The 21,528-nt window shown below is 68.8% G+C and carries 19 protein-coding genes; 9 read left to right on the plus strand and 10 right to left on the minus strand.

All coding sequences use genetic code 11. From position 1 onward, the window contains the following. Nucleotides 1-32: 32 nt before the first annotated feature. The 3 genes from AC07YH_RS01625 to AC07YH_RS01635 all read right to left on the minus strand — a co-directional run bounded on the left by AC07YH_RS01625 (nucleotide 33) and on the right by AC07YH_RS01635 (nucleotide 2,956). Nucleotides 33-1,367 carry a dihydroorotase gene (locus AC07YH_RS01625; RefSeq protein ID WP_494745264.1) on the minus strand — a complete coding sequence of 445 codons (1,335 nt, stop codon included), beginning with the start codon at nucleotides 1,365-1,367 and terminating at the stop codon, nucleotides 33-35. Nucleotides 1,368-1,445: 78 nt separating this feature from the next. Next, nucleotides 1,446-1,784 (minus strand): hypothetical protein, encoded by a 339-nt coding sequence (locus AC07YH_RS01630; RefSeq protein WP_494745265.1) that lies wholly within the window; start codon nucleotides 1,782-1,784, stop codon nucleotides 1,446-1,448. 23 nt (nucleotides 1,785-1,807) lie between these two features. Continuing rightward, nucleotides 1,808-2,956: a glycosyltransferase family 9 protein gene (locus tag AC07YH_RS01635; protein ID WP_494745266.1), complete on the minus strand. Its 1,149-nt coding sequence runs from the start codon at nucleotides 2,954-2,956 to the stop codon at nucleotides 1,808-1,810. Nucleotides 2,957-3,087: 131 nt separating this feature from the next. Here AC07YH_RS01635 and ygfZ point away from each other — a divergent pair, with 131 nt between their 5' ends. Further along, nucleotides 3,088-3,888, plus strand: a complete 801-nt coding sequence (gene ygfZ / locus AC07YH_RS01640) for a CAF17-like 4Fe-4S cluster assembly/insertion protein YgfZ (protein WP_494745267.1) — start codon at nucleotides 3,088-3,090, stop codon at nucleotides 3,886-3,888. 7 nt (nucleotides 3,889-3,895) lie between these two features. Here ygfZ and AC07YH_RS01645 read toward each other — a convergent pair whose 3' ends face one another. Then, on the minus strand, nucleotides 3,896-4,321 hold the full coding sequence (locus AC07YH_RS01645; protein WP_494745268.1) for a hypothetical protein: 426 nt from the start codon (nucleotides 4,319-4,321) through the stop codon (nucleotides 3,896-3,898). Between the two features lie 126 nt (nucleotides 4,322-4,447). Between AC07YH_RS01645 and AC07YH_RS01650 the strand changes: the two genes are divergently transcribed. Then, nucleotides 4,448-5,038: a DNA-3-methyladenine glycosylase I gene (locus AC07YH_RS01650; RefSeq protein WP_494745269.1), complete on the plus strand. Its 591-nt coding sequence runs from the start codon at nucleotides 4,448-4,450 to the stop codon at nucleotides 5,036-5,038. 240 nt (nucleotides 5,039-5,278) lie between these two features. Next, nucleotides 5,279-7,522 carry a GH92 family glycosyl hydrolase gene (locus tag AC07YH_RS01655; protein WP_494745270.1) on the plus strand — a complete coding sequence of 748 codons (2,244 nt, stop codon included), beginning with the start codon at nucleotides 5,279-5,281 and terminating at the stop codon, nucleotides 7,520-7,522. Here AC07YH_RS01655 and AC07YH_RS01660 read toward each other — a convergent pair. Further along, on the minus strand, nucleotides 7,519-8,400 hold the full coding sequence (locus AC07YH_RS01660) for a glycoside hydrolase family 16 protein (RefSeq protein WP_494745271.1): 882 nt from the start codon (nucleotides 8,398-8,400) through the stop codon (nucleotides 7,519-7,521). The two genes, AC07YH_RS01655 and AC07YH_RS01660, sit on opposite strands and share 4 nt — an antisense overlap. Next, the gene (locus AC07YH_RS01665; protein ID WP_494745272.1) at nucleotides 8,397-10,418 is read right to left on the minus strand and encodes an acyltransferase family protein; all 2,022 of its coding nucleotides are present in this window, start codon (nucleotides 10,416-10,418) and stop codon (nucleotides 8,397-8,399) included. The genes AC07YH_RS01660 and AC07YH_RS01665 overlap by 4 nt, the downstream gene beginning before the upstream one ends. Nucleotides 10,419-10,537: 119 nt before the next feature. Here AC07YH_RS01665 and rnhB point away from each other — a divergent pair, with 119 nt between their 5' ends. Further along, nucleotides 10,538-11,176 (plus strand): ribonuclease HII, encoded by a 639-nt coding sequence (gene rnhB / locus AC07YH_RS01670; RefSeq protein WP_494745273.1) that lies wholly within the window; start codon nucleotides 10,538-10,540, stop codon nucleotides 11,174-11,176. A gap of 137 nt (nucleotides 11,177-11,313) precedes the next feature. Beyond that, nucleotides 11,314-12,390 carry a site-specific DNA-methyltransferase gene (locus AC07YH_RS01675; RefSeq protein WP_494745274.1) on the plus strand — a complete coding sequence of 359 codons (1,077 nt, stop codon included), beginning with the start codon at nucleotides 11,314-11,316 and terminating at the stop codon, nucleotides 12,388-12,390. 326 nt (nucleotides 12,391-12,716) lie between these two features. Here AC07YH_RS01675 and AC07YH_RS01680 read toward each other — a convergent pair whose 3' ends face one another. The 4 genes from AC07YH_RS01680 to mutY form a co-directional block, all read right to left on the minus strand. Further along, the gene (locus tag AC07YH_RS01680) at nucleotides 12,717-13,487 is read right to left on the minus strand and encodes a hypothetical protein (RefSeq protein ID WP_494745275.1); all 771 of its coding nucleotides are present in this window, start codon (nucleotides 13,485-13,487) and stop codon (nucleotides 12,717-12,719) included. A gap of 23 nt (nucleotides 13,488-13,510) precedes the next feature. Then, nucleotides 13,511-14,368, minus strand: a complete 858-nt coding sequence (locus AC07YH_RS01685) for a hypothetical protein (RefSeq protein ID WP_494745276.1) — start codon at nucleotides 14,366-14,368, stop codon at nucleotides 13,511-13,513. A 284-nt stretch (nucleotides 14,369-14,652) separates the two neighbouring features. Further along, nucleotides 14,653-15,030, minus strand: a complete 378-nt coding sequence (gene gloA2 / locus AC07YH_RS01690; RefSeq protein ID WP_494745277.1) for an SMU1112c/YaeR family gloxylase I-like metalloprotein — start codon at nucleotides 15,028-15,030, stop codon at nucleotides 14,653-14,655. An 8-nt stretch (nucleotides 15,031-15,038) separates the two neighbouring features. Further along, a complete protein-coding gene (mutY, locus tag AC07YH_RS01695; RefSeq protein ID WP_494745278.1) occupies nucleotides 15,039-16,088 on the minus strand; it encodes an A/G-specific adenine glycosylase in 1,050 nt (349 codons plus the stop codon). Nucleotides 16,089-16,135: 47 nt separating this feature from the next. On the opposite strand from mutY, the gene AC07YH_RS01700 reads away from it, so the two are divergent. From AC07YH_RS01700 to smc, 4 genes are all read left to right on the plus strand, one after another. Continuing rightward, the gene (locus AC07YH_RS01700; protein WP_494745279.1) at nucleotides 16,136-16,675 is read left to right on the plus strand and encodes a DUF721 domain-containing protein; all 540 of its coding nucleotides are present in this window, start codon (nucleotides 16,136-16,138) and stop codon (nucleotides 16,673-16,675) included. A 148-nt stretch (nucleotides 16,676-16,823) separates the two neighbouring features. Then, nucleotides 16,824-17,447 carry a DsbA family protein gene (locus AC07YH_RS01705; protein ID WP_494745280.1) on the plus strand — a complete coding sequence of 208 codons (624 nt, stop codon included), beginning with the start codon at nucleotides 16,824-16,826 and terminating at the stop codon, nucleotides 17,445-17,447. Then, a complete protein-coding gene (locus tag AC07YH_RS01710) occupies nucleotides 17,447-18,049 on the plus strand; it encodes a thioredoxin domain-containing protein (protein WP_494745281.1) in 603 nt (200 codons plus the stop codon). Before AC07YH_RS01705 ends, AC07YH_RS01710 begins: the two co-directional genes overlap by 1 nt. A gap of 21 nt (nucleotides 18,050-18,070) precedes the next feature. Continuing rightward, nucleotides 18,071-21,514: a chromosome segregation protein SMC gene (gene smc / locus AC07YH_RS01715; protein WP_494745282.1), complete on the plus strand. Its 3,444-nt coding sequence runs from the start codon at nucleotides 18,071-18,073 to the stop codon at nucleotides 21,512-21,514. The last annotated feature ends 14 nt before the right edge of the window (nucleotides 21,515-21,528 follow it).

Genomic DNA, 21,528 nt, shown 5'->3' on the forward strand with positions numbered 1-21,528 from the left:
CTTTCGCCGGGGAGACGGATGTTGGTGGGGCTCTATCGCGCCAGCGTCTCCAGGAACCGCACCGGCTCGCCCTTGCCTTCCGCGACGATCTCATCATCCCGCATGACCACGATCCCGCGCACGATCGTCGCCACCGGCCAAGCCTTGGCCTCGAAGCCGTCGAACGGGGTCCAGCCGGCGCGGTTGGCCATCTGCTCGTGGGTGATGACCTTGCGGGCCTTCATGTCGACGATGGTGAAGTCGGCGTCGAAGCCCTCGGCCAGGCGGCCCTTGTCGGCCAGGCCGAACACGCGGTTGACGCCATGGCTGGTCAGGTCGACGAAGCGCTCCAGGCTGAGCTTGCCATCGACCACGTGGGTCAGCATGACCGGCACCAGGGTCTGGACGCCCGGCATGCCCGAGGGCGAGGCCGGATAGGGCCGGGCCTTCTCCTCGCGCGTGTGCGGGGCGTGGTCGGAACCCAGCACGTCGGCGATGCCGGCCTCGATGCCGCGCCAGACGCCGGCCACGTGGTCGGCCGAGCGGATCGGCGGGTTCATCTGGGCGAAGCCCTTCAGGCGCTCATAGGCCTCGGGCGCGACCAGGGTCAGGTGCTGGGGCGTGACCTCGACCGAGGCGACGTCCTTGTTCTGGGCCAGGAAGTCGATCTCTTCCTTGGTCGTCACGTGCAGCACGTGGATGCGCTTGCCCAGGTTCTTGGCGATGCGGACCAGGCGGTGGGTCGATTGCAGGGCGGCCTGGGCGTCGCGCACCTCGGGGTGGCTGGTCCAGTCGCCGGGACGGGCCAGGGAGCGGCGCTCGGCCAGGCGGTATTCGTCCTCGGAGTGGAAAGCGGCGCGGCGGTTCACATGGCGCAGCACATTCTCGACGCCCTCGTCGTCCTGCACCAGCAGCGAGCCGGTCGAGGCGCCCATGAACACCTTGATGCCGCAGCAACCCGGCAGGCGTTCCAGCTCGCCCAGGAACGTCGCGTTCTCGTGAGTGCCGCCGACATAGAAGGCATGGTCGGTGTGCATGCGGTTCTTGGCGCGGTTGAGCTTGTCGGCCAGGGCGTCCGGGTCGGTCGTCGTCGGCTCGGTGTTGGGCATCTCGAAGACGGCGACCACGCCGCCCAGGGCCGCGCCGCGCGAGCCGCTCTCAAGGTCTTCCTTCCACTCCAGGCCCGGCTCGCGGAAGTGGACCTGGCTGTCGATCACGCCGGGCAGGACGGTCAGGCCGGTGGCGTCGAAGATCTCGCCGGCGCTGGCCTGGGACAGGTCGCCGATCGCGACGATCTTGCCGTTCCGCACGCCGATGTCGGTGAAGCCGCGACCCGCGTGGTTCACCACCTCGCCCCCACGCACGATCAGGTCGAAGGTCTGGGTCATGGGACGGCTCCTGCGAATGGATTTCAGCGGGTCTAGGACCGCCTCACCCGACAGGCAACCGTTTCGTCGCGAATTGCGTCAGCGATCCCGTGCGATATCGGCGCCGCGCCCTTGATGACGCTCATGGGCGCGTTTTTCGAAATATACCCGCAGACGTTCCAGCCGGGTTTGACCGAGCATCGCGGCGATCAGCATCAGCGCAGCGAAGCCGAATATGACGATCAAGCACCCCGTCATCTGATGCACATGGTACCAATAGAGCTCGGGCTGCTCCGCCAGCCGGACCGTACCGCCGCGGGCTTCATAGACGCCGGTCCTGCGCGCTTCGATGACAGCCCACAGGCTATGGGCCGTCGCGAACGCCAGGAACGTCCCGGCGCCCCAGATCTTGATCCGTTTCCAGTTCAGCCTCGCCATGTCGCGAGACTAGGCGCGCAACCTTAACGATCGCTATCGCTGGCCACGCTTTCCTCGACGGTGTCGTCGATCGGCGCGGTTTCAGTCGGCTCGATGGCCTCCGGCGCCGTCGGCGCGATCTCGGCCCCCGCCTCTTCCTCGACGATCGCCGCCTCGACCACCGCGTCCTGCGGCGAGACCCCGGCGTCCGGCTCGGTGCGCGCCAGCAGCGCCTTGGCCGCCTTGACTACGGTGGCCACCGGCAGGTCGCTCATGTGGCGGATGGCCTGCGACAGGTCGGGATCGACGGCCAGGAACTGGTCGAAGCTGCGCGGGCCGCGCACGGCCTCGGCCTTGTCGCCCCAGGGACCATAGCGACGCTCGTCCGAAGGCCCGAACAGGCCGATCGTCGGCGTGCCGGCCGCGGCGGCGATGTGCATCAGGCCGGAATCGTTGCCGATGAACAGCCGCGCCCGCTTCAGGCAGGCATAGGCGGTCAGCAGATCGACCTTGCCCGTCAGGTCGATGGTGCGGCCGCGGGCCGAGGCCATGCGCAGCTCCTCGACCATGCGGGTGTCTTCCGGGCCGCCCAGGATCAGCAGGCGACCGCCGGCCATCGGGCCGTCCTTGTCCAGCAGCTGGGCCGCCGTCTGGGTGAAACGCTCGATCGGCCAGACCTTGCCGACCCAGTTCGAGGCCGGCCCCACGGCCAGGATCGGACCATCCCCCATCTCGCCATTCAGGCCCAGCAGCTCGTCGGCCAGGGCCTGGACGTCCGGGGTGATGTAGAGGTGCGGCGCGGGCGGATCGCCTTCCAGCTTCAGGGTGCGGGCGGCGTCGACAACCTTGTGCACGACCTCGCCGGGCAGCTTCTTCCAGATCGCCCGCTTGTCGCGGCGCAGGAAGAGAGCCGTGGCGCTGCCGCGCAGGTCGACGATCAGACTCCACTTCTTGTGGCGCACCTGGTTCCAGAGCTTGAACCAGTGGCCCTTGCCCTTGCCCTTCTCCATGACGATCACGCGATCCAGGCCCGGCACGTGCGCGAACAGCGGCGCGGCCAGCGGGCCGGCGACGATGGTGAAGCGCGCGTTGGGGATCTGGTCGGCCAGCATTTTGATCAGGCCGGACGAAAGCACCGCATCACCGATGCGGGTGGCCGTGATGAAGAGAATCGGGAAGGCCCGCTGTGTCATCGGTCTATCCATAGATCAGTCGGCGAGTCGGCGCATCCCACGTTAACGGTTGAGCTTTCTGCTTCCCGCGACCGAACGTCGCGGCGCAGCCAAGCGTGGCGGCGACGCCGTGTCGGGACTATATCGCTGGCATGAGCACGCTGCCCCCTCCTCTCTTGGCCGTCGCCCGCCTGACTTCCCGCGCCGTCATCGCCGTGTCCGGCCCGGACTGGCGCGGTTTTCTGCAAGGCCTGCTGACCCAGGATGTCGAGACGATCGCGCCGGGCGAGCTACGCTTCGCCGGTCTGCTGACCCCGCAAGGCAAGCTTCTCTACGACCTGTTCGTGGCGGGGATGGAAGATGGCGCCCTGCTCGACGTCGCCGCCACGCACCGCGACGCGATCCTGCAACGACTGACGATGTACCGCCTGCGGGCCAAGGTGACGCTGGAGGCCAGCGACCGGCCGGTGCTGGCGGTGTTTGGCGGCGATACGGCGGGCGACTATGCCGACCCGCGCCTGCCGGGCCTGGGCGCGCGGGCCTATGACGACCGTCCGACCACCGCCGACGAGGACGCCTATGAGGCCCACCGCCTGGCGCTGGGCGTGCCCGGCCCCGCCGACTGGGGCAGCGAGGCCGCCTATCCGATCGAGGCCGGCTTCGACCTGACGGCCGGCATCGACTTCAAGAAGGGCTGTTTCGTCGGCCAGGAGACCACCAGCCGCATGAAGCGGCGCGGCACGATCAAGAACCGCATGCTGCCCATCACCTTCGACGGACCCGCCCCGGCCTTCGGGACCGAGGTGCTGGCGGGCGAATTGCGCGCCGGCGAAGTGCTGAGCGGCCGTGACGGCAGAGCCATGGCCCTGCTGCGCCTGGACCGCATCGAAGGCGCGGACCTGACAGTCGAAGGCCGGCCGGTCGCGGTCGACCGGCCGGCCTGGCTCGTCTAGCTGACGCCTAGCGGCAGCTGCCGTAGCGATCCGGCGAAGCGCCGGGACCCCCGCGCCAGCCGGGCGGGTTTTCCCAGTTGGTGCCGGGACCGCCGCGCGGACCGGGCGGGTTGTTGTCGTTGTCGAACCAGCACTTGGCGCGCGGATTCCACCAGCCGAAGCGCGGGTGATAATAGCCGTAGGCGCGGTTGTAGTAGTAGCCGTTGCGATAGCGGAACTCGACCCGCTGCCCCTTCCAGCGATAGTAGCGCCGGTCGGGCGAGGCGCCCGGACCGCCGCGCCAGCCGGGCGGGTTCTCCCAGTTGGTGCCGGGACCGCCGCGCGGGCCGGGCGGGTTGTCGTCGCGATCGTGGTGGCGCTGGGCGAAGACCGGCGTGGCGGTCATCGCCGTTGTGGCCAGAGCCAACATGACGAGAGTCTTGAGGCGCTTCATCGGCGTCTCCTCCGTGGTGTGTTCCCTCTGCAGCCTCAAACGCACGAGATCGCCGATCCGGTCGCTCGTCGCGCATGTTCCCGAAAAGTTCTGGCCAGCTCGCGATCTTTCTGCCAGCTTCGCCGCATGACCGAACCGACCCGCTGCACCTGGTATGGCATGAACGGAAACCCGTTCTACGAGGCCTATCACGACCATGAATGGGGCGTGCCCGAGTGGGACAGCCGCGCCCTGTGGGAGAAGCTGGTGCTGGACGGCTTCCAGGCCGGCCTGTCGTGGATCACCATCCTGAAGAAGCGCGAGGCTTTCCGCGAAGCCTTCGCCGGCTTCGATCCGGAGAAGGTCGCCCGCTTCGACGAGACCGATCGCGCCCGGCTGATGGCCGACGCCGGCATCATCCGCTCGAACGGCAAGATCGACGCGGCGATCTCGGGCGCGCGGATCTATCTGGACATGCGCGAGCGCGGCGAGGACCTGGGCCAATTGCTGTGGGGCATGGTCGGCGGCGCGCCGATCCAGAACCAGTGGCAGGCCGGCCAGGTCCCGGCCCAGACGCCGCTGGCGGTCGAGATGTCCAAGGTCCTGAAAGCCAAGGGCTTCAAGTTCGTCGGCCCGGTTATCGTCTACGCCTTCATGCAGGCCACGGGCCTCGTCAACGACCACCTGACCACCTGCTTCCGCCATGAGGAATGCAAGGCGATGGCCAAGCGGGCCTAACCCTCCCCCGCTCATCCCCGCGAAAGCGGGGACCCAAGCAGAACGAAGCCGCACCCCAACGCTTGTCATCCCGGCCGCAGCGAAGCGGAGAGCCGGGACCCAGGGGCCGGCGTAGTGCGGTTGCCCCTGGGTCCCGGACAGCCTCTACGAGGCTTCCGGGATGACAAGGGTTGGCGCCCAGGCATTTTATCATATTAATCGCTCAAAGGTCGCGCAGAGCGGCATCAGAGGGCGGAAAACATGGCAAGCAAGGCCGGCCGATGGGCCATGGGCTGGATGGCGACGAGCCTGCTGCTCCTGGCTGGGGCCGCGACGGCCCAGACCCGCGAGCCGGTGGACTGGGTCAATCCCTACATCGGCACGGGCGGCACCGAGGCCGGGGCCGAGTACGGCGGGACCATGCCGCTGGTCGGCACGCCGTTCGGCATGACCAACTGGACGCCCCAGACCCGCCAGAACCGGATCAGCGTCAGCTCCTACGCCTATGAGGACCAGTGGATCACTGGCTTCATCGGCACCCACCAGCCGGCCGTGTGGATGGGCGACTACGGCTACGTCACCCTGATGCCGGAGATGGGCGGGCTGCAGCCCAGTCCCGAATACCGCCGCCTGCGCTTCAGCCACGCCGACGAGAAGACCACGCCCTACTATTACTCGGTGCGCATGGGCCCCGACGGCAAGCGCATCCACGCCGAGATGACCGCCACCGACCATGCGGGCTATCTGCGCTTCACCTTCCCGGCCGGGACCAAGCGCTCGGTGCTGGTCGAGGCGACGCGGGCGGGGACGCGCGGCTGGATCAAGGTCGACGCCGCCAGGGGCGAGATCGTCGGCTACAATCCCGACCGGATGGATGCCCACCTGAGCACCATCAAGCTGCCGAACTTCAAGGGCTGGTTCGTCGTCCGCTTCCGCCGCCCGATGTCGGACGGCGGCGTCTATCAGGGTCCGCTATCGGCCCCGGGCAGCGAGATCGAGGGCGACAATGTCGGGGCCTTCGCCCGTTTCGACGATGGCGACGACACCGTGGTCGAGGCCCAGGTCGGGACCTCGTTCATCAGCCTGGAGCAGGCCCGCGCCAATCTCGACGCCGAGCTGCCCAAGTGGGACTTCGAGGGCACGGTCGCGACGTTGAAGGCGGCCTGGAACGCCAAGCTGAGCCAAGTCACGGTCGAGGGCGCGCCCGACGACCAGCGGCGCATCCTCTACACCGGTCTGTGGCACGCGCTGCTCTATCCCAAGCTCTTCTCGGAACAGGGCCACTACTACAGCGCCTTCGACGACAAGGTGCATGAGGGGACCAGCTACACGGCCTTTTCGATCTGGGACACCTACCGCGCCCAGAACAGCCTGCTGACCTTGCTGGCCCCCGAGCGGGTCGACGGCATGGTCCAGGCCCTGCTGCAGAACTACCAGGAGGGCGGGTTCATGCCGAAATGGCCCAACCCCTCCTATACCAACATCATGATCGGCACCCACGCCGACAGCCTGGTGGCCGAGGCCGTGACCAAGGGCTTCAAGGGCTTCGACCTGAAGCTGGCCCATGAGGCGGTGCTCAAGGACGCCACGGTCCCGCCGGAGGGCGACACGACCCGCCGCTGGTACGACCGCGAGGCGGGGGTCCCCTACGAGGCCCGCGCGGGCCTGACCTGGTCCAGCAAGCTTGGCTACATCCCGGCCGACAAGATCTCGGAATCCGCGTCGAGCACCCTGGAGGAGGCCTATGACGACTACGCCGTCGCCCTGGTCGCCAGGGCGGCCGGCGACACGGCGGGCTACAAGAAATTCCTGGCCCGCTCGCTGACCTACAAGACCCTGTTCAACCCGGCGCGCGGCTTCATGCAGGCTCGGAACCTGGACGGCAGCTGGGCTTCGCCGAGCGAGGGTTGGACCGAAGGCGACCAGTGGGTCTACCTGTTCGCGGCCCTGCACGACATTCCGGGGACCATGGCGCTGCTGGGCGGCGAGGCGGCCTTCAACGCCAAGCTCGACGAGCACTTCGCCGGCGGCCACAACCGCCACGACAACGAGCCCAGTCACCACTACAGCTATCTCTACGACTTCGGCGGCCAGCCGTGGAAATCCCAGGCCAAGGTGCGCGAGATCGCCAAGGCCGCCTATGCCGACACGCCGGTCGGCATCCTGGGCAACGAGGACTGCGGCCAGATGTCGGCCTGGTACGTGTTCGCGGCGCTCGGCTTCTATCCGGTCAATCCGGTGTCGAAGACCTACATGATCGGCAGCCCGCTGTTCGAGAAGGCCGCCCTGAACATGCCTAGCGGCAAGCGTTTCACGGTGAGCGCGAAGGGTAACAGCGACACCAATGTCTACATCCAGTCGGCCACCCTGAACGGCAAGCGCCTGGACGCGCCGGTGATCACCCACGATCAGATCCTGGCCGGCGGCGACCTGGCCTTCGTGATGGGCCCCAAGCCGTCGAAATGGGCCTCGGCCTGGCGGGATAGGCCGCTGGAGGCGCGCTAGGGCTTCTGGCTGACCCGGACCCAGTCGACTTCCATGGTCGCCGGCAGGGCGGTCTCGTCGACGCCCTTGGCGTTGGCGCCTTCGGGCCAGCGACCGCCGAAGGCCAGGTTGAGGATCAGGTGGAAGGGCTGGTCGAATGGCGTGGCGGCGGCATCGCGGTCGTCGCGCTTCCAGTCGGCGGCCTTGGCCTCGGCGTAGCGCTGGCCGTCGACGAACCAGACGATGGCTTCCGGCGACCACTCGACGGCGTAGACGTGGAAGCCGTCGGAGGAGGCGGGCATTGGCGTTCCCGTGCTGGCCTGCTTGTGACCCCCGTTGGCGTCGCCCGCGAAATGGATGGTGCCGAAGACGCGGTTCTCCTTGCCGCCCTCGCAGGTCGGGCAGGGCGCGCCGAGATTGACGGTCTCCAGGATGTCGATCTCGCCCGAGCGGGGCCAGCCACCGTAGCTTTCGTGCTCAGGCATCATCCAGATCGCCGGCCAGACGCCCTGACCGCCGGGGACGCGGGCGCGGGCCTCGATGCGGCCGTAGCGCCACGAGGCCTTGCCCTTGGTCAGGATCTTGCCCGAGGCGTAGTCGCCGGTCTTCATCGGTCCCGTCGGGCCGGCCCACGGATTGGCCAGGCCCTCGGTCCTGCGCTTGATGGTGCTCAGCTTCAGCACGCCGCCCCCGACCGAGACGGTGTCCGGACTGACCGCATAGCACTGCCGCTCATCATTGCCGCCCCCGCCGCAGTCGGCGGCGTAGGTCCATTTGGTGTCGTCCAGCCGGTCGCCGTCGAATTCGTCGGACCAGACCAGCTTCCAGGTTTCCTGGGCATGAACCGGCGCGGCGGCGAACAGCAAAGCAAGGGCGGCGAGGATCGGCTTGAAGGTCATGGCCCCTCTAATAGAAGGGGAGAGTTCGGATTCACCAAGCGTGTCCATGCCACGTCCAGCCAGGGCGAAACCAAGCGGCGGGCGCCCCAATCGCCGAGGTGGTCGTCATCGAAATAGATCGGGCGGCCGTCCTCCATCGCCAGGCACCGTCCGCCACGGCACAGGGATTGGGACGGGAACGCAGCCGTCACGCCCGCGCGATCCTGGATGGCGGCGCGGATCGCGTCCTCGGCCGGAAGAGCCCGGGCCAAGGGCAGGCTGGCGTCCACGCTCGCGCAGCGCGCGGGATCCAGGCCCAGCTGGGCCGACTGGCCCAGGCACTCGGGCGCGCCCAGGGTCAGCTCCGGGAACGGCCCGACCACGATCACCCGGACGTCGGGATTACGCCGCCGGATGGCGTCCAGCGTCGCGTTCAGGGCGGTCGATAGCCGCTGCCGCTTCCCGGGCCGGCCCGCGACCTCCATGGTCACCCGAGGCGAGTTGACGTCGTAGAACGGCGGAGCGTCGCGATAGAGCGGCCAGCGGCCCATCAGCACGACCAGCTTCAGCTTCCGGTCCGAGGCGATCAGCGCCATGGCCTGATCGGCGGCGGCCTCGCACTCCAGCTTGAAGCGGTACATGGTCTTGACCGTGACGCCGACCAGCGGCGGGCAGCCGCCGCGCGCGACCTCGCGGACGCTCCACAGCCGGGCCGCGGCCCAATGGACCACGCCGGGGGTCAGGGCGTCGGCGTGGGAGTCGCCCCAGACCAGGACGTCGTCGCCCTCGGTGGCGGGCAAGCCGCCGGCCCCCACATTGAACCGGCAGTCCTCGGGCTTGGCCGTCCTGGCCTTCTCGAAACAGGCCTTGCGGGCCGGATTGACGTCGGTCTCCTCAAGGTCGGCCAGGGCCTTGGCGGCGGGCGACAGGCGCTGCGGCAGCCCGTGGGTGAAGAACAGCAGCGCGCCCACGGCGATCGGGACCAGCAACGGCAGCAGGCGCACGCCCAATCGTCGCCAGGGTTTCTCGACCGGTCCGTATCGGAAGGGTTGCTCGACGAACCGCCAGGTGAGGATCGCCAGCACCAGCGCCAGGCCAACCAGGCCCAGGCGCTGGAGCGTCGTCAGCGGCTGCTGGGCGACGTCGGCCGCCAGAACCAGCAGCGGCCAGTGCCAGAGGTACAGCGAGTAGGAGATCCGCCCCAGGCCGACGACCGGCGCCAGGCGCAGCACGGCCAGGCCCGGCGCCGAACCCATGCCTGCCCAGATCAACAGCGCCGTCCCCAGGCACACCGGAACCGCCGACAGCCCGGGAAAGGCGCTGGTCTCGTTCAGCAGCGCCAGGCTGCCGGCGATCATCAGTCCGCCGACGACGCCGACCAGATTGGCCGTGGTCCGGTCGCCCGGCGGCTTGACGAGACCCAGCGCCAGGACCCCGCCGGCCAGGAACTCCCAGGCCCGCATCGGCAGGCCGAAGAAGGCCCAGTTGCTGGTGACCGTGACCTGGGCAAGCACCAACGAGCCCAGCAGAAGGACCACCGCCAGCGTGGCCCGCCGACCGCGCAGGCGCTTCCAGGACAACAGCGCGATCAGCGCCGGCCAGACCAGGTAGAACTGCTCCTCGACGCCCAGCGACCACAGGTGCAGCAGCGGGTTCTGCTGGGCCCCGGGCGCGAAATAGCCGGCGGTCTGCGTGAAGAGGATGTTGGTGAGGAACAATCCCGAGGCCGCCGTCGCCGCGCCGGTCATGGCCAGCAGGCGCGGCATCTCGATCACCGCCGCCAGGGCCGCCGTGACCAGCACCGCCAGCAGATAGGCCGGGATGATCCGCCGGGCTCGCCGCAGGTAGAAGCCGCCCCACGAGAAGGTCCCCTCGTCCCGCGCCTGGGCGATCAGCCGCGTGATCAGGAAGCCCGAGATGACGAAGAACACGTCCACCCCGACGAAGCCGCCCGGCAGCAGGCCCGGAAAGGCGTGGTGGATGACGATGGCCGCCACGGCCACCGCCCGCAGGCCGTCGATATCGCGCCGATAGTCCATGTCGCCCCTCGGAATTACACCCGTAATCACGTGAGCGACACATCGCCGCGCCGTCAAGACATATTATTACGCTCGTAAACTCCTTTTCCGCCCGACCGAACGCGCTTAAACACCGCGCCATGCGCACCGGACCCGACATGTCGCTGGAACTGGCCTGCGGACAGGGCCCTGTCTGTGGCGTGGACGAGGCTGGGCGCGGCCCCTGGGCCGGGCCGGTCAGCGCCGGGGCGGTGATCCTGGATCCCGACCGCATCCCCAAGGGCCTCAACGACTCCAAGAAACTCTCGGCCAAGGCCCGCGCGGGCCTGGAGGAGGAGATCAAGGCCGTCGCCATCGCCTGGTGCGTGGGTATGGCCTCGATCGAGGAGATCGCGCAGCTCAACATCCTGCACGCCGCCGGCCTGGCCATGCGGCGGGCGGTCGAGGGTCTGTCCGTGACGCCGGCCGTGGCGCTGGTGGACGGCAACTACCGCTTCCCGCTGCCTTGCGAGGTCAGGACCGTGATCAAGGGCGACAGCCTGTCGTGCTCGATCGCCGCGGCCTCGATCCTGGCCAAGGAAGCCCGCGACCGGATCATGGTCGAGATGGACGCGCTCTACCCCGGCTACGGCTTCGCCGGCCACAAGGGCTATCACGCCCCGATCCACGTCGAGGGCCTGCGCAAGCTTGGCCCTTCGCCGATCCACCGTCTGGGCTGGGCCCCGGTAAAGGCCGCGCTGGCGGGCCGCCTGGGCGCCGACGAAGCGCTAGACGTTTGATCGTCCACAAGTTTTGAGTCTGATCAGACTCAAATAGGCGCTCCCGGGTAGAGTTAACGCGCCGCTAACCACGTCTGCTCACCTCGCATTTACCAGCAAGACTCATGATTCCGTTCGCTTTCTAAAGGAACGGGACCATGAAGTTCGGGCCGGAAACCATCATCCTGGGCGACTGCATCGAGCAGATGAACGCCCTGCCGGAGAAGTCGGTCGACCTGATCTTCGCCGATCCGCCCTACAATCTTCAACTGGGCGGCGACCTGCTGCGTCCCGACAATTCCAAGGTCGACGCGGTCGACGACCACTGGGACCAGTTCGAGAGCTTCGCCGCCTACGACAAGTTCACCCGCGAATGGCTGAAGGCCGCCCGCCGCGTTCTGAAGGACGACGGCGCGATCTGGGTGATCGGCAGCTATCACAACATCTTCCGCGTCGGCGTGGCCGTGCAGGACCTGGGCTTCTGGATCCTCAACGACATCGTCTGGCGCAAGTCCAACCCGATGCCCAACTTCAAGGGCACCCGCTTCGCCAACGCCCACGAGACCCTGATCTGGGCGTCCAAAAGCCAGAACGCCAAGCGCTACACGTTCAACTACGACGCCCTGAAGATGGCCAATGACGAGGTGCAGATGCGCTCGGACTGGACCATCCCGCTGTGCACCGGCGAGGAGCGCATCAAGGGCGCCGACGGTAACAAGGCCCACCCGACCCAGAAGCCGGAAGCCCTGCTCTATCGCGTCATCCTGTCGACGACCAAGCCGGGCGACGTGATCCTGGATCCGTTCTTCGGCGTCGGCACCACCGGCGCGGCCGCCAAGCGCCTGGGCCGCAAGTTCATCGGCATCGAGCGCGAGGCCGAATATCTCGAACACGCCAAGGCCCGCATCGCCAAGGTCGTGCCGATCGCGCCGGAAGACCTGGACGTCATGGGCAGCAAGCGTTCGGAGCCGCGCGTGCCGTTCGGCACCATCGTCGAAAGCGGCCTGCTGTCGCCGGGCGACACGCTGTACTGCAGCAAGGGCAACCACGCCGCCAAGGTCCGCCCGGACGGTTCGATCACGGTCGGCGACCTGTCGGGCTCGATCCACAAGATCGGCGCCTTGGTGCAGTCGGCTCCGGCCTGTAACGGCTGGACCTACTGGCACTTCAAGACCGACGCGGGCCTGGCCCCCATCGACGTGCTGCGAGCCCAGGTCCGCGCGGGGATGAACTAGGCCGCGTAGGCTTGGCGCTCGTACCGGCCACTGCCGAAAGGCTGGAGGCCGGCTTGCGACCCGTTGCGGACGCTCATGCCGTGGTCAGGCGTCTCGAAAGTCATACTGGCAGCGGACGCAGATCGGATTTGTAGCATCTCCGTTGATCGCGCGACTGAGCGCGGGCGATCGACACCGAGGACATTGTAAGGCGTTTGCCCACAAGACCGCCGCCAACACGAGCGCCGCGCCGATCAGGCCGCCCGGCGGCCACGCCGGTGACAACAGAAGGAAGGCGCCGCCCACGATCGCCAGCACCAGGGTCGCGATCCGCTTGTGTTGTAAGCTCACTGAACAGGGGCTCCGCAGGCGGGCGTCGAAGCGAGACGCTGATTGTTCTGGTCTGGATCTGATCGGTCCGCGACACCCGCGAAGACAACCCTCGGAATAGCGTCCGCGCGGCCGTGACGACGGACCCACGTCGCTAACCCAGCGTCGTCAAGAACGTTCTCGCCGCTGACCTTCAGGCCCAGCCGGCGTAGTCGCCCGGCGCTGGGAACATAGAGGTTATCCCTCGTGCGCACGGCGCCGTTGTAGCTCTGACCTGTCGAAGGCACGAAGACATCATAACAGATCGGTCCCATGGCGGCCAAAGGCGCCCAGAGTAGCTCAGGGGAAGATCCCATCTCGCGCATGAAGGCCAGTTCCGCGTCGGATCGCGCCTTGAGCGGCGCGGGGTTCACCAGATGCGTCTCCAGGACATCCAGGATCGCGGTGTCGGTGTGATGGTATCCGACGAGCGCGCCCTTTTCGATCCGGGTTTCCTTGGCGGCGGCCAGCACATAGGTCGCGCAGGCCGACAGGCAGTAGTCGCGCACGGTTAGGGTCGAGCCAAGCGTGCGAAGCCCTCGACCCAACACCATCGCCGCGACGGGATCGCCCCCCGCGCTCGTGACGACGAGCTCGCCAGGTTGGCGGCGCAGGAGGCCAAGCGCGGCCTCGACCTTGGCGGTGTTGATGTCACCACGCAGGTAGACCGCGCTTGACGACGGGACCGAGCACGCTCCCTCAAATGTCGGGAGTAGTAAAATCAGCGCTGAAACAATGGCGTTTCGCACCCGGTCCCTTTCCTTCGACTAGACTACCAAGGCCCGAACGGGTTGAAGTTCGGGTACTCGTGGATGTGGTTGGCGAACGCGTCCGCGAAAGCGTCGGCGAAAGCCTTCAGCTGAGTGAAGGTGTCGTTCATCGGCGCACCGTTCGACGCGGACACCCCCGGCGTGCCGAAGATCACAGCGACCTGTCCCGTCGCTGCCACGCCCATACCGACGAAATCCGGTCCGACGATGCTGACGCTGTTGCCGGCAACGTAGTCATCGGCCTGCTGGAACGTGAAGCCAATACTGTTGCCCGACCCCGGTGTGCCGGCGCCGAACACGCGGTAGACATGGCCATTGGCGACGACGCAGGCCCCGGTCTGGGCGCCGATGGGGATTCCGTACGTGTAGCAGGCGAAGACGCGGTCGCGGATGGCCTGAACCAGATTGCGGTTCGGGTCAGCTTCGACGGTCAGGGTGGTCGGCGCACCCGTCACCCAGTTGGTCATGTCCCGAAGACCGTATTCCTGGGTCCAGGGACCGGATCCGAACTCGGGCGCCGGAGCGCCCCATTCGCTCGCTAGGGGATAGCCGTAAGGATCGCTACCCGCACGGTGGCCAACAACGAGAAAACCCGTCCACGTCCCATCATCGGCGAAAGTCTCATACAGCTGGTCGCCGTTTTGAGCCGTGGAGATCAGCTTGCCATGGCGTTGACCCAGGACATAGGCATCGAAAATCCTTTCGGCCGAGCTTTCAGGAGACTCGCCGAACGGCCCACCCGGCACGTCCCAATAGGAGTTCCCGTGATAAGTGCCCGGCATATATCCATCGTAATACCAGCCGCCGGAGGTCGAAAAAGGCCTCGAGCCGGTGACAACAACACCTGAAACTTCAGTCATAATGCCCTCGATGCAATATATTTAGTGAAAGTCGCGAACTGAGCGATTGCGGGATTTCTTCCCGCCTCTCTCCTCCCGCTTGAACAATCTAAAGTTTTGCTGCGTCTGAATCGGACGCATATGTTCGCTATTTGTTCCAGATTGTTCCGCCGGGTTAAACGCGATCGGAAAACCGTTCGAGAGCGGTGATCCAGACGGAAATCTGATCCTTTTCGCGGACGCGAGTTAGGTCCGCTTCCCACCCTTAGCGGAACTCCACGCAGTCCGCTCATCAGCGCGGCCCACTAGACCTCGTAGAGCTCCAGCGGCAGGCCGTCTGGGTCGGTGAAGAAGGTGAACTTGCGGTCGGTGTATTCGTCGATCCGCACGGGTTCGCAGACGACCCCCAGCGCCGTCAGCCGCGTGACCTCGGCCTCCAGGTCCGGCGTGGCGAAGGCCAGGTGGCGCAGGCCGCAGGCCTCGGGATAGCTGGGACGCGGCGGCGGCGAGGGGAACGAGAACAGCTCGATCTGGGCGTTGCCGGCGTCCAGGTCGCACTTCCAGGACTGGCGCGCCTCGCGGAAGACCTCGCGGATCACCGGAAAGCCCAGCACCTCGGCATAGAAGCGCCGGGACCGGTCGTAGTCCGAGCAGATGACGGCGACGTGGTGGATGCTGGGCATGTCGGTCCTCAGATCAGCCGCTCGGCCGCGAGCGCGGCCTTCAGGAATACGCTGGGCAGAGCGCCCAAACCCTCGCGCGGGGTCCAGACGAAGTCGCCGGCGTTCGCGCCCTGCGCGGCGAACACCCGCAGCGTCAGGGAGAAGTGGGTGAACACGTGCTCGACAGCGCCGAAGTCGCGCCAGGCGCCGGGCGCCGGCGCGGCGGCGATCGCTTCGGCGTCGGAGAACGGGGTCGCGCGCCAGTCGCTGGTCGGCAGGCCCAGCATGCCGCCCAGCAGGCCCTTGGGCGGACGGCGGACCAGGGCGACCTCATCGCCGCGCGTCAGCACATAGGCCACGCCATGACGGCGAGGGCGATCGGCCTTCTTGGTCTTGCGGGGATAGGTCTCCGGCGCGCCGCCCTTGAACGCCACGCACCACGTCGAGATCGGGCAGCGGTCGCACAGCGGGGCCTTCGGCTTGCAGACCGTGGCGCCCAGGTCCATCAACGCCTGCGCCCAGTCGCCGGGGCGGTCGTCGGTGACGAGCTCGCCGGCCAGGGCCTTCAGCTCCGGCTTGCTGTCGGGCATCGGCGCCTCGACGGCGAACAGGCGCGACATCACCCGCTCGACATTGCCATCGACGACATTGGCGGCGCGGTCGAAGGCGATCGCGGCCACGGCGGCGGCGGTATAGGCTCCGACGCCCGGCAGGGCGCGTAGGGCTTCCTCGGTGTCCGGGAAGACGCCCCCGTGCTCACCCGCGACCGCGCGGGCGCAAGCCAGCAAGTTACGGGCCCGGGCGTAGTAGCCAAGCCCCGCCCAGGCGGCCATCAGGTCGCCGTCCTCGACCGCCGCCAGGTCCGAGACGGTCGGCCAGCGCTCGGTGAAGCCCAGGAAGTACGGCGTGGCGTGCGGCACGGTGGTCTGCTGCAGCATCACCTCCGACAGCCAGACGCGGTAGGGGTCACCCCGCACGCCGGCGCGGCGGTCGGCGGGCGAAACGCGCCAGGCCAGGGTCCTGGCCTGAGCGTCGTACCAGGCCAGCAGGGCCGATCGGATCGCGTCGCGGTTATTCATTGCCCCTCGCCTACCGCGAACCGAAGCTAACATGCTAGTTTCCTCGCATGCGCCGCCCCCTGCCAACCGCGGAAGAAGCCCTCGCGATCCTGCGCGCCAAGCGTACGCGCCCGCAGCGCCGTCCGCCGCCGCCCGCCAGCAAAAACCTGGCGCCGCTGCTCAAGTCGCTGGAAGAGCGCTTCGGCAAGGGTCCCGCCGCCTTGCAGGCCCGCTGGCGCGAGATCGTCGGCGACACCCTGGCGCGTCGCACCGAGCCCGTCCGCATCATCAAGGGCCGCAACGGCGAGGGCGGCGCGCTGGAGCTGCGCGTCGACGGCCCCGTGGCCTCGCTGATCCAGCATCAGGCCCCGCAGATCACCGCCCGCCTCGACATGCTGCTGGGCAAGGGCGTGGTCACCCGCCTGCGCATCGTCCAGGGCCCCGTGAAGGCGCCCGCCGCGCCGGCCGCCCAGCGTCCGCGCCGCAAGCCGCCCCTGGACGCGGCGCTGGAGAAGCAGCTCACCGACAGCCTGGCCGAGCAGCCCGACGGCGGCCTCAAGGACGCCCTGCTGAAACTGGGCCGGGGCGTGCTGCGCGAGCATCCGTAAGGCGACGAGCCAATTGACAACCTCGCCGCGTTCGCGCTGTTGCTCGGGCCTTGTCCGCGCCCTTTTGCCGCCGCCTTTTTGGGGGCCTAAGAATCGCGCTTAACTTCGCCGTTCCGCCGCCCCGCTCTACTGCCAAGGAAGATCGAACATGCGTCCGCTGACCCGCCGGCTCCTGACCGCCGTCGCCCTCACCGCCTCGCTGGGCGCTCTGGCCGCCTGCGGTCCCAAGGGTACGAAGGTCACGGCCGACGACATGACCCTGGGCAACGCGGCCGCCAAGGTCACCGTGGTCGAGTACGCCTCGGTCGCCTGCCCGCACTGCGCCAAGTGGAACGAGGAAGTCTTCCCGTCCTTCAAGGCCAAGTACATCGACACCGGCAAGGTCAACTACGTGGCCCGCGAAGCCCTGACCGGCGAGCCGCGCCTGGCCAACGCCGGCGCCATGCTGGCCCGCTGCGCCGGCAAGGATAAGTACTTCCAGGTGACGGACGCGATCTATCACGCCCAGATGCGCATCTTCCAGACGGGCGACATCCGCGGCGAGCTGCTGACCATCGCCCAGGCCGCCGGCATGAGCGAAGAGCAGTTCAACAGCTGCCTGACCGACGACAACGCCGCCAAGTCGGCCGAGCGCATCGACAAGCTGATGAAGGCCGACAAGATCGAAGGCACCCCGACCTTCATCGTCAACGGCAAGAAGGTCGGCAGCGAGGAAGGCGGCGAAGTCAGCCTGACCCAGCTGGACGCCGCCATCGCGGAAGCCTCGAAGTAATGACCCTCGACCGGCGCGCGCTGATCGTTTCCGGCCTGGCCGTCACGGCCGTGGCTTCGTCCGCGCGCGCCGCGCCGCTGCCGCCCGCGCCGGGCGACATGGTGCTGGGCTCGCCCAAGGCGCCCGTGCAGCTGGTGGTCTACGCCTCGGCCAGCTGCCCGCACTGCGCCCACTGGTGGACGACGATCCAGCCGCAAGTCCGCAAGGCCTTCATCGACACCGGCAAGGTGCGGCTGGTCTTCCGCGAGTTCCTGACCCCGCCGCCCGAATTCGCGGCCGCCGGCTTCATCCTGAGCCGCCGGATTCCGGGCAAGTATTTCGACGTGCTGACCACGATCTTCCAGAAGCAGGAAGAGATCTATCGCAGCGAGAAGCTGTTCGAGGGCCTGCAGGCGATCGGCAAGCAGTACGGCCTGACCGACAAGCAGTTCAGCGACGCCTTGAACGACGCCGCCGCGCTGAAGGCCGTCAACGACCGCATGGCCAAGGCGGTCAATGACGGCGTCGAGGGCACGCCGACCTTCTTCGTCAACGGCGCCAGCGTCGATGGCAACGACTTCGCCGCTCTGTCCAAGGCCTTCGCCACCGCGGCGAAGGGCTAAGGGAACCGACGGGACCGCCGCGTGCAGTTCCAGCGCCTGCGCCTTTCGGGCTTCAAGTCCTTCGTCGAGCCGACCGAGTTCCGGATCGAGCCCGGGCTGACGGGCATCGTCGGCCCGAACGGCTGCGGCAAGTCCAACCTGCTGGAAGCCCTGCGCTGGGTGATGGGCGCCAACTCGGCCAAGGCCATGCGGGCCGGCGGCATGGACGACGTGATCTTCGCCGGCAGCGGCGCGCGGCCCGCCCGCAACCACGCCGACGTCGCCCTGACCATCGACAACACCGACCGCACGGCGCCGGCCCAGTTCAACGACGATCCGGTGCTGGAAGTCGTCCGCCGTATCGATCGCGGCGAGGGCTCGACCTACAAGATCAACGGCCGCGAGGTGCGGGCCCGCGACGTCCAGCTGCTGTTCGCCGACGCCTCGACCGGGGCCAACTCGCCGGCCCTGGTCCGCCAGGGCCAGATCAGCGAGCTGATCGGCGCCAAGCCGCAGAACCGCCGCCGCATCCTGGAAGAGGCGGCCGGGGTCTCGGGGCTGCACACCCGCCGCCACGAGGCCGAGCTGCGCCTGCGCGCCGCCGAGAGCAATCTCGCCCGGCTGGAAGACGTCGCCCGGGAGCTGGAGACGGCCCTGAACCGCCTGCGCCGCGAAGCCCGCCAGGCCGAGAAGTACAAGCGCCTGTCGTCCGAGATCCGGGCCGTGCAGGGCGCCGTGCTTTACACCCGCTGGACTGAGGCTCGCGACACGCTGGAGCGGACCACCAGCGAGGCCACCAACGCCGCGCGCCTGGTCGAGGAGACCGCCCGCGCCAGCGCCGCCGCTCAGGTCGCCATCACCGAGGCCGAGGCGGCCATGCCGCCCCTACGCGAAGAGGCGACCATCGCCCAGGCGATCCTGGGTCAGCTGGCCATCCAGAAGGACCGCGCCGAACGCGAGGCCGAGGCCGCCGCCGCCGAGTTCGATCGCCTGAAGAACGACTTGGCGCGTATCGACGACGACCTTACACGTGAGAGCCAGGCCAAGGGTGACGCCGCCACGGCCCTCGCCCGCATCGACGCCGAGCTGACCGAGGTCCGCGACCTGGTCGCCGCCGCGCCGGAACGCGGTCCCGAACTGGCCGCCGCCGCCAAGGCCGCCGAGGAGGCCCGCGCCGCCGCCGAGACGCAGGTGGAGCAACTGGCCGCCCGGGTCGCGGCGGAAGAAGCCCAGTTCCGCGCCGCCGCGTCCCGCCTCTCGGAGGCCGAGGGCCGCGCCAACCGAACCAACCGCGCCCTCGACCAGGCCAAGGCCGAGCGCGCCGCCGTCGGTCCCGAGATCGACCCGGCCGCCGCCGACGCCCGCCAGCGCTTCACCAATGCCGAGACCGCCCTGGCCGCCGCCCGCGCGGCGCTGGAGGAGGCCGAAAACGAACGCGTGAAGGCCGCCGAGCAGGAGGCCCAGGCCCGTCAGCTGGCCCGCAATGTCGAGGACCAGCTGGGTCGCCTGCGCACCGAGGCCCGAGGCCTGGCCCAACTGACCGCCCCGCGCAGCAAGAGCGGCCACGCCCCGGCCCTGGACAGCGTCGCGCCCGACAAGGGCTATGGCGCCGCCCTGGCCGCCGCCTTGGGCGACGATTTGGACGCCGCGCTGGACGCCAAGGCCCCGTCCTACTGGGGCGGCGCCGAGGCCCCCGCTCCGACCTGGCCGGAGGGCGCCGAGCCGCTGGCCCCGCTCGTAAAGGCCCCGCCCGCCCTGGCCGCCCGCCTCTCGCACGTAGCCGTCGTGGCCCGCCCCGATGGCGACCGGCTGCAAGCCGCGCTGAAGCCCGGCATGCGCCTCGTCTCCAAGGAAGGCGACCTGTGGCGTTGGGACGGCTTCGTGGCCCGCGCCGATGCGCCCAAGCCCGCCGCCGTGCGTCTGGAGCAGCGCACCCGCCTGGCCGAGGTCGAGGCCGAGATCGACATCATGGCCCCGCGCGCCGAGGCCACCGCCGCCGCCCTGAAGACCGCCGCCGACAAGATGCGCGCCGTCGAAGACAGCTTGCGCGACAAGCGCCGAGGCCCGCCCGACGCCGAGCGCCTGCTGAACGGCGCCCGCGAGGCCGTGGCCAAGTTCGAGCGCGAGCAGGCCATGCGCGCCGCCCGCGCTCAGTCGCTGGACGACACGATCGCCCGCTTCGAGGCCGAGAAGCTCGAGTCCGACGCGGCGCTCGTCAGCGCTCAGGAGGCCCACGCCGCCGCCCAGACCTCGGGCGATCTGGCGCCGCAGTTGGCCGCCGCCCGCCAGGCTTCGGCCCAGGCCCGCGAGGCCGCCAGCGCCGCCCGCACCGCCCTGGACGTCGAGACCCGCGAACGCGCCGGCCGCCAGCGTCGCCTCGAAAGCCTGGAGCGCGACCGCGCCGACTGGGCCAAGCGCGCTGAGAGCGCCGGCAAGCGCACCGAGTCCCTCGAAGGCGACCGCGTGAAGGCCGCCGCCGCCCTGGAGGGCGCACGCGAGGCCCCGGCCGCGCTGCAGGAGAAGCTGCTCGTCCTGCTGGATGAGTTCGGCGCCGCCGAGGCCCGCCGCGCCAAGGCCAGCGACGCCCTGGAGGCCGCCGAGACCCTGCGCCTCAACAACGACCGCGCCGCCCGCGCCGCCGAGCAGGCCGCCGGCGAGGCCCGCGAGAAGCGCGCCGCCCTGGTCGCCCACCTGGACGGCGCCCGCCAGCGCTTCGGCGAGGTCGCCTCGGCCATCCGCGAGCAGGCCCGCATGGAGCCCGAGGAACTGGGCCGCCACGTCGCCGGCGAGGCCGTGGCCGTGCCGAAGGACGCCGCCGGGGTCGAGGCCCACCTGTTCGCCCTCGAACGCGAGCGCGACGCCATCGGCCCGGTGAACCTGCGCGCCGAGGAGGAGGCCCAGGAATATGCCGGCCGCCTGGAGACCATGCGGGTCGAGCGCGCCGACCTGTCAGGCGCGGTCGGCAAGCTGCGGGCCGGCATCGAGGAGCTGAACGCCGAGGGGCGCGAGCGCCTGCTGGCCGCCTTCGACGTCATCAACGCCAACTTCCAGACCCTCTTCCAGGCCCTGTTCGGCGGCGGCCAGGCCGAGCTGAAGCTGATCGAGAGCGATGACCCGCTGGAAGCTGGTCTGGAGATCTTCGCCTGCCCGCCCGGCAAGCGCATGGCCAGCATGAGCCTGATGAGCGGCGGCGAGCAGGCCCTGACCGCCAGCGCCCTGATCTTCGGCGTCTTCCTGGCCAATCCGGCCCCGATCTGCGTGCTGGACGAAGTCGACGCGCCCTTGGACGATGCGAACGTCGACCGCTACTGCAACATGCTGGACGAGATGCGCCGGCGGACCCAGACCCGTTTCATCGCCATCACCCACAACCCGGTGACCATGAGCCGGATGGACCGCCTGTTCGGCGTCACCATGGGCGAGCGCGGCGTCAGCCAGCTGGTCAGCGTCGACCTCTCCACCGCCGAGAAGCTGGTCGCGGCCTGATGGTCGGACCGCCC

The sequence above is a fragment of the Caulobacter sp. GW456-12-1-14-TSB4 genome (genome assembly GCF_059424195.1).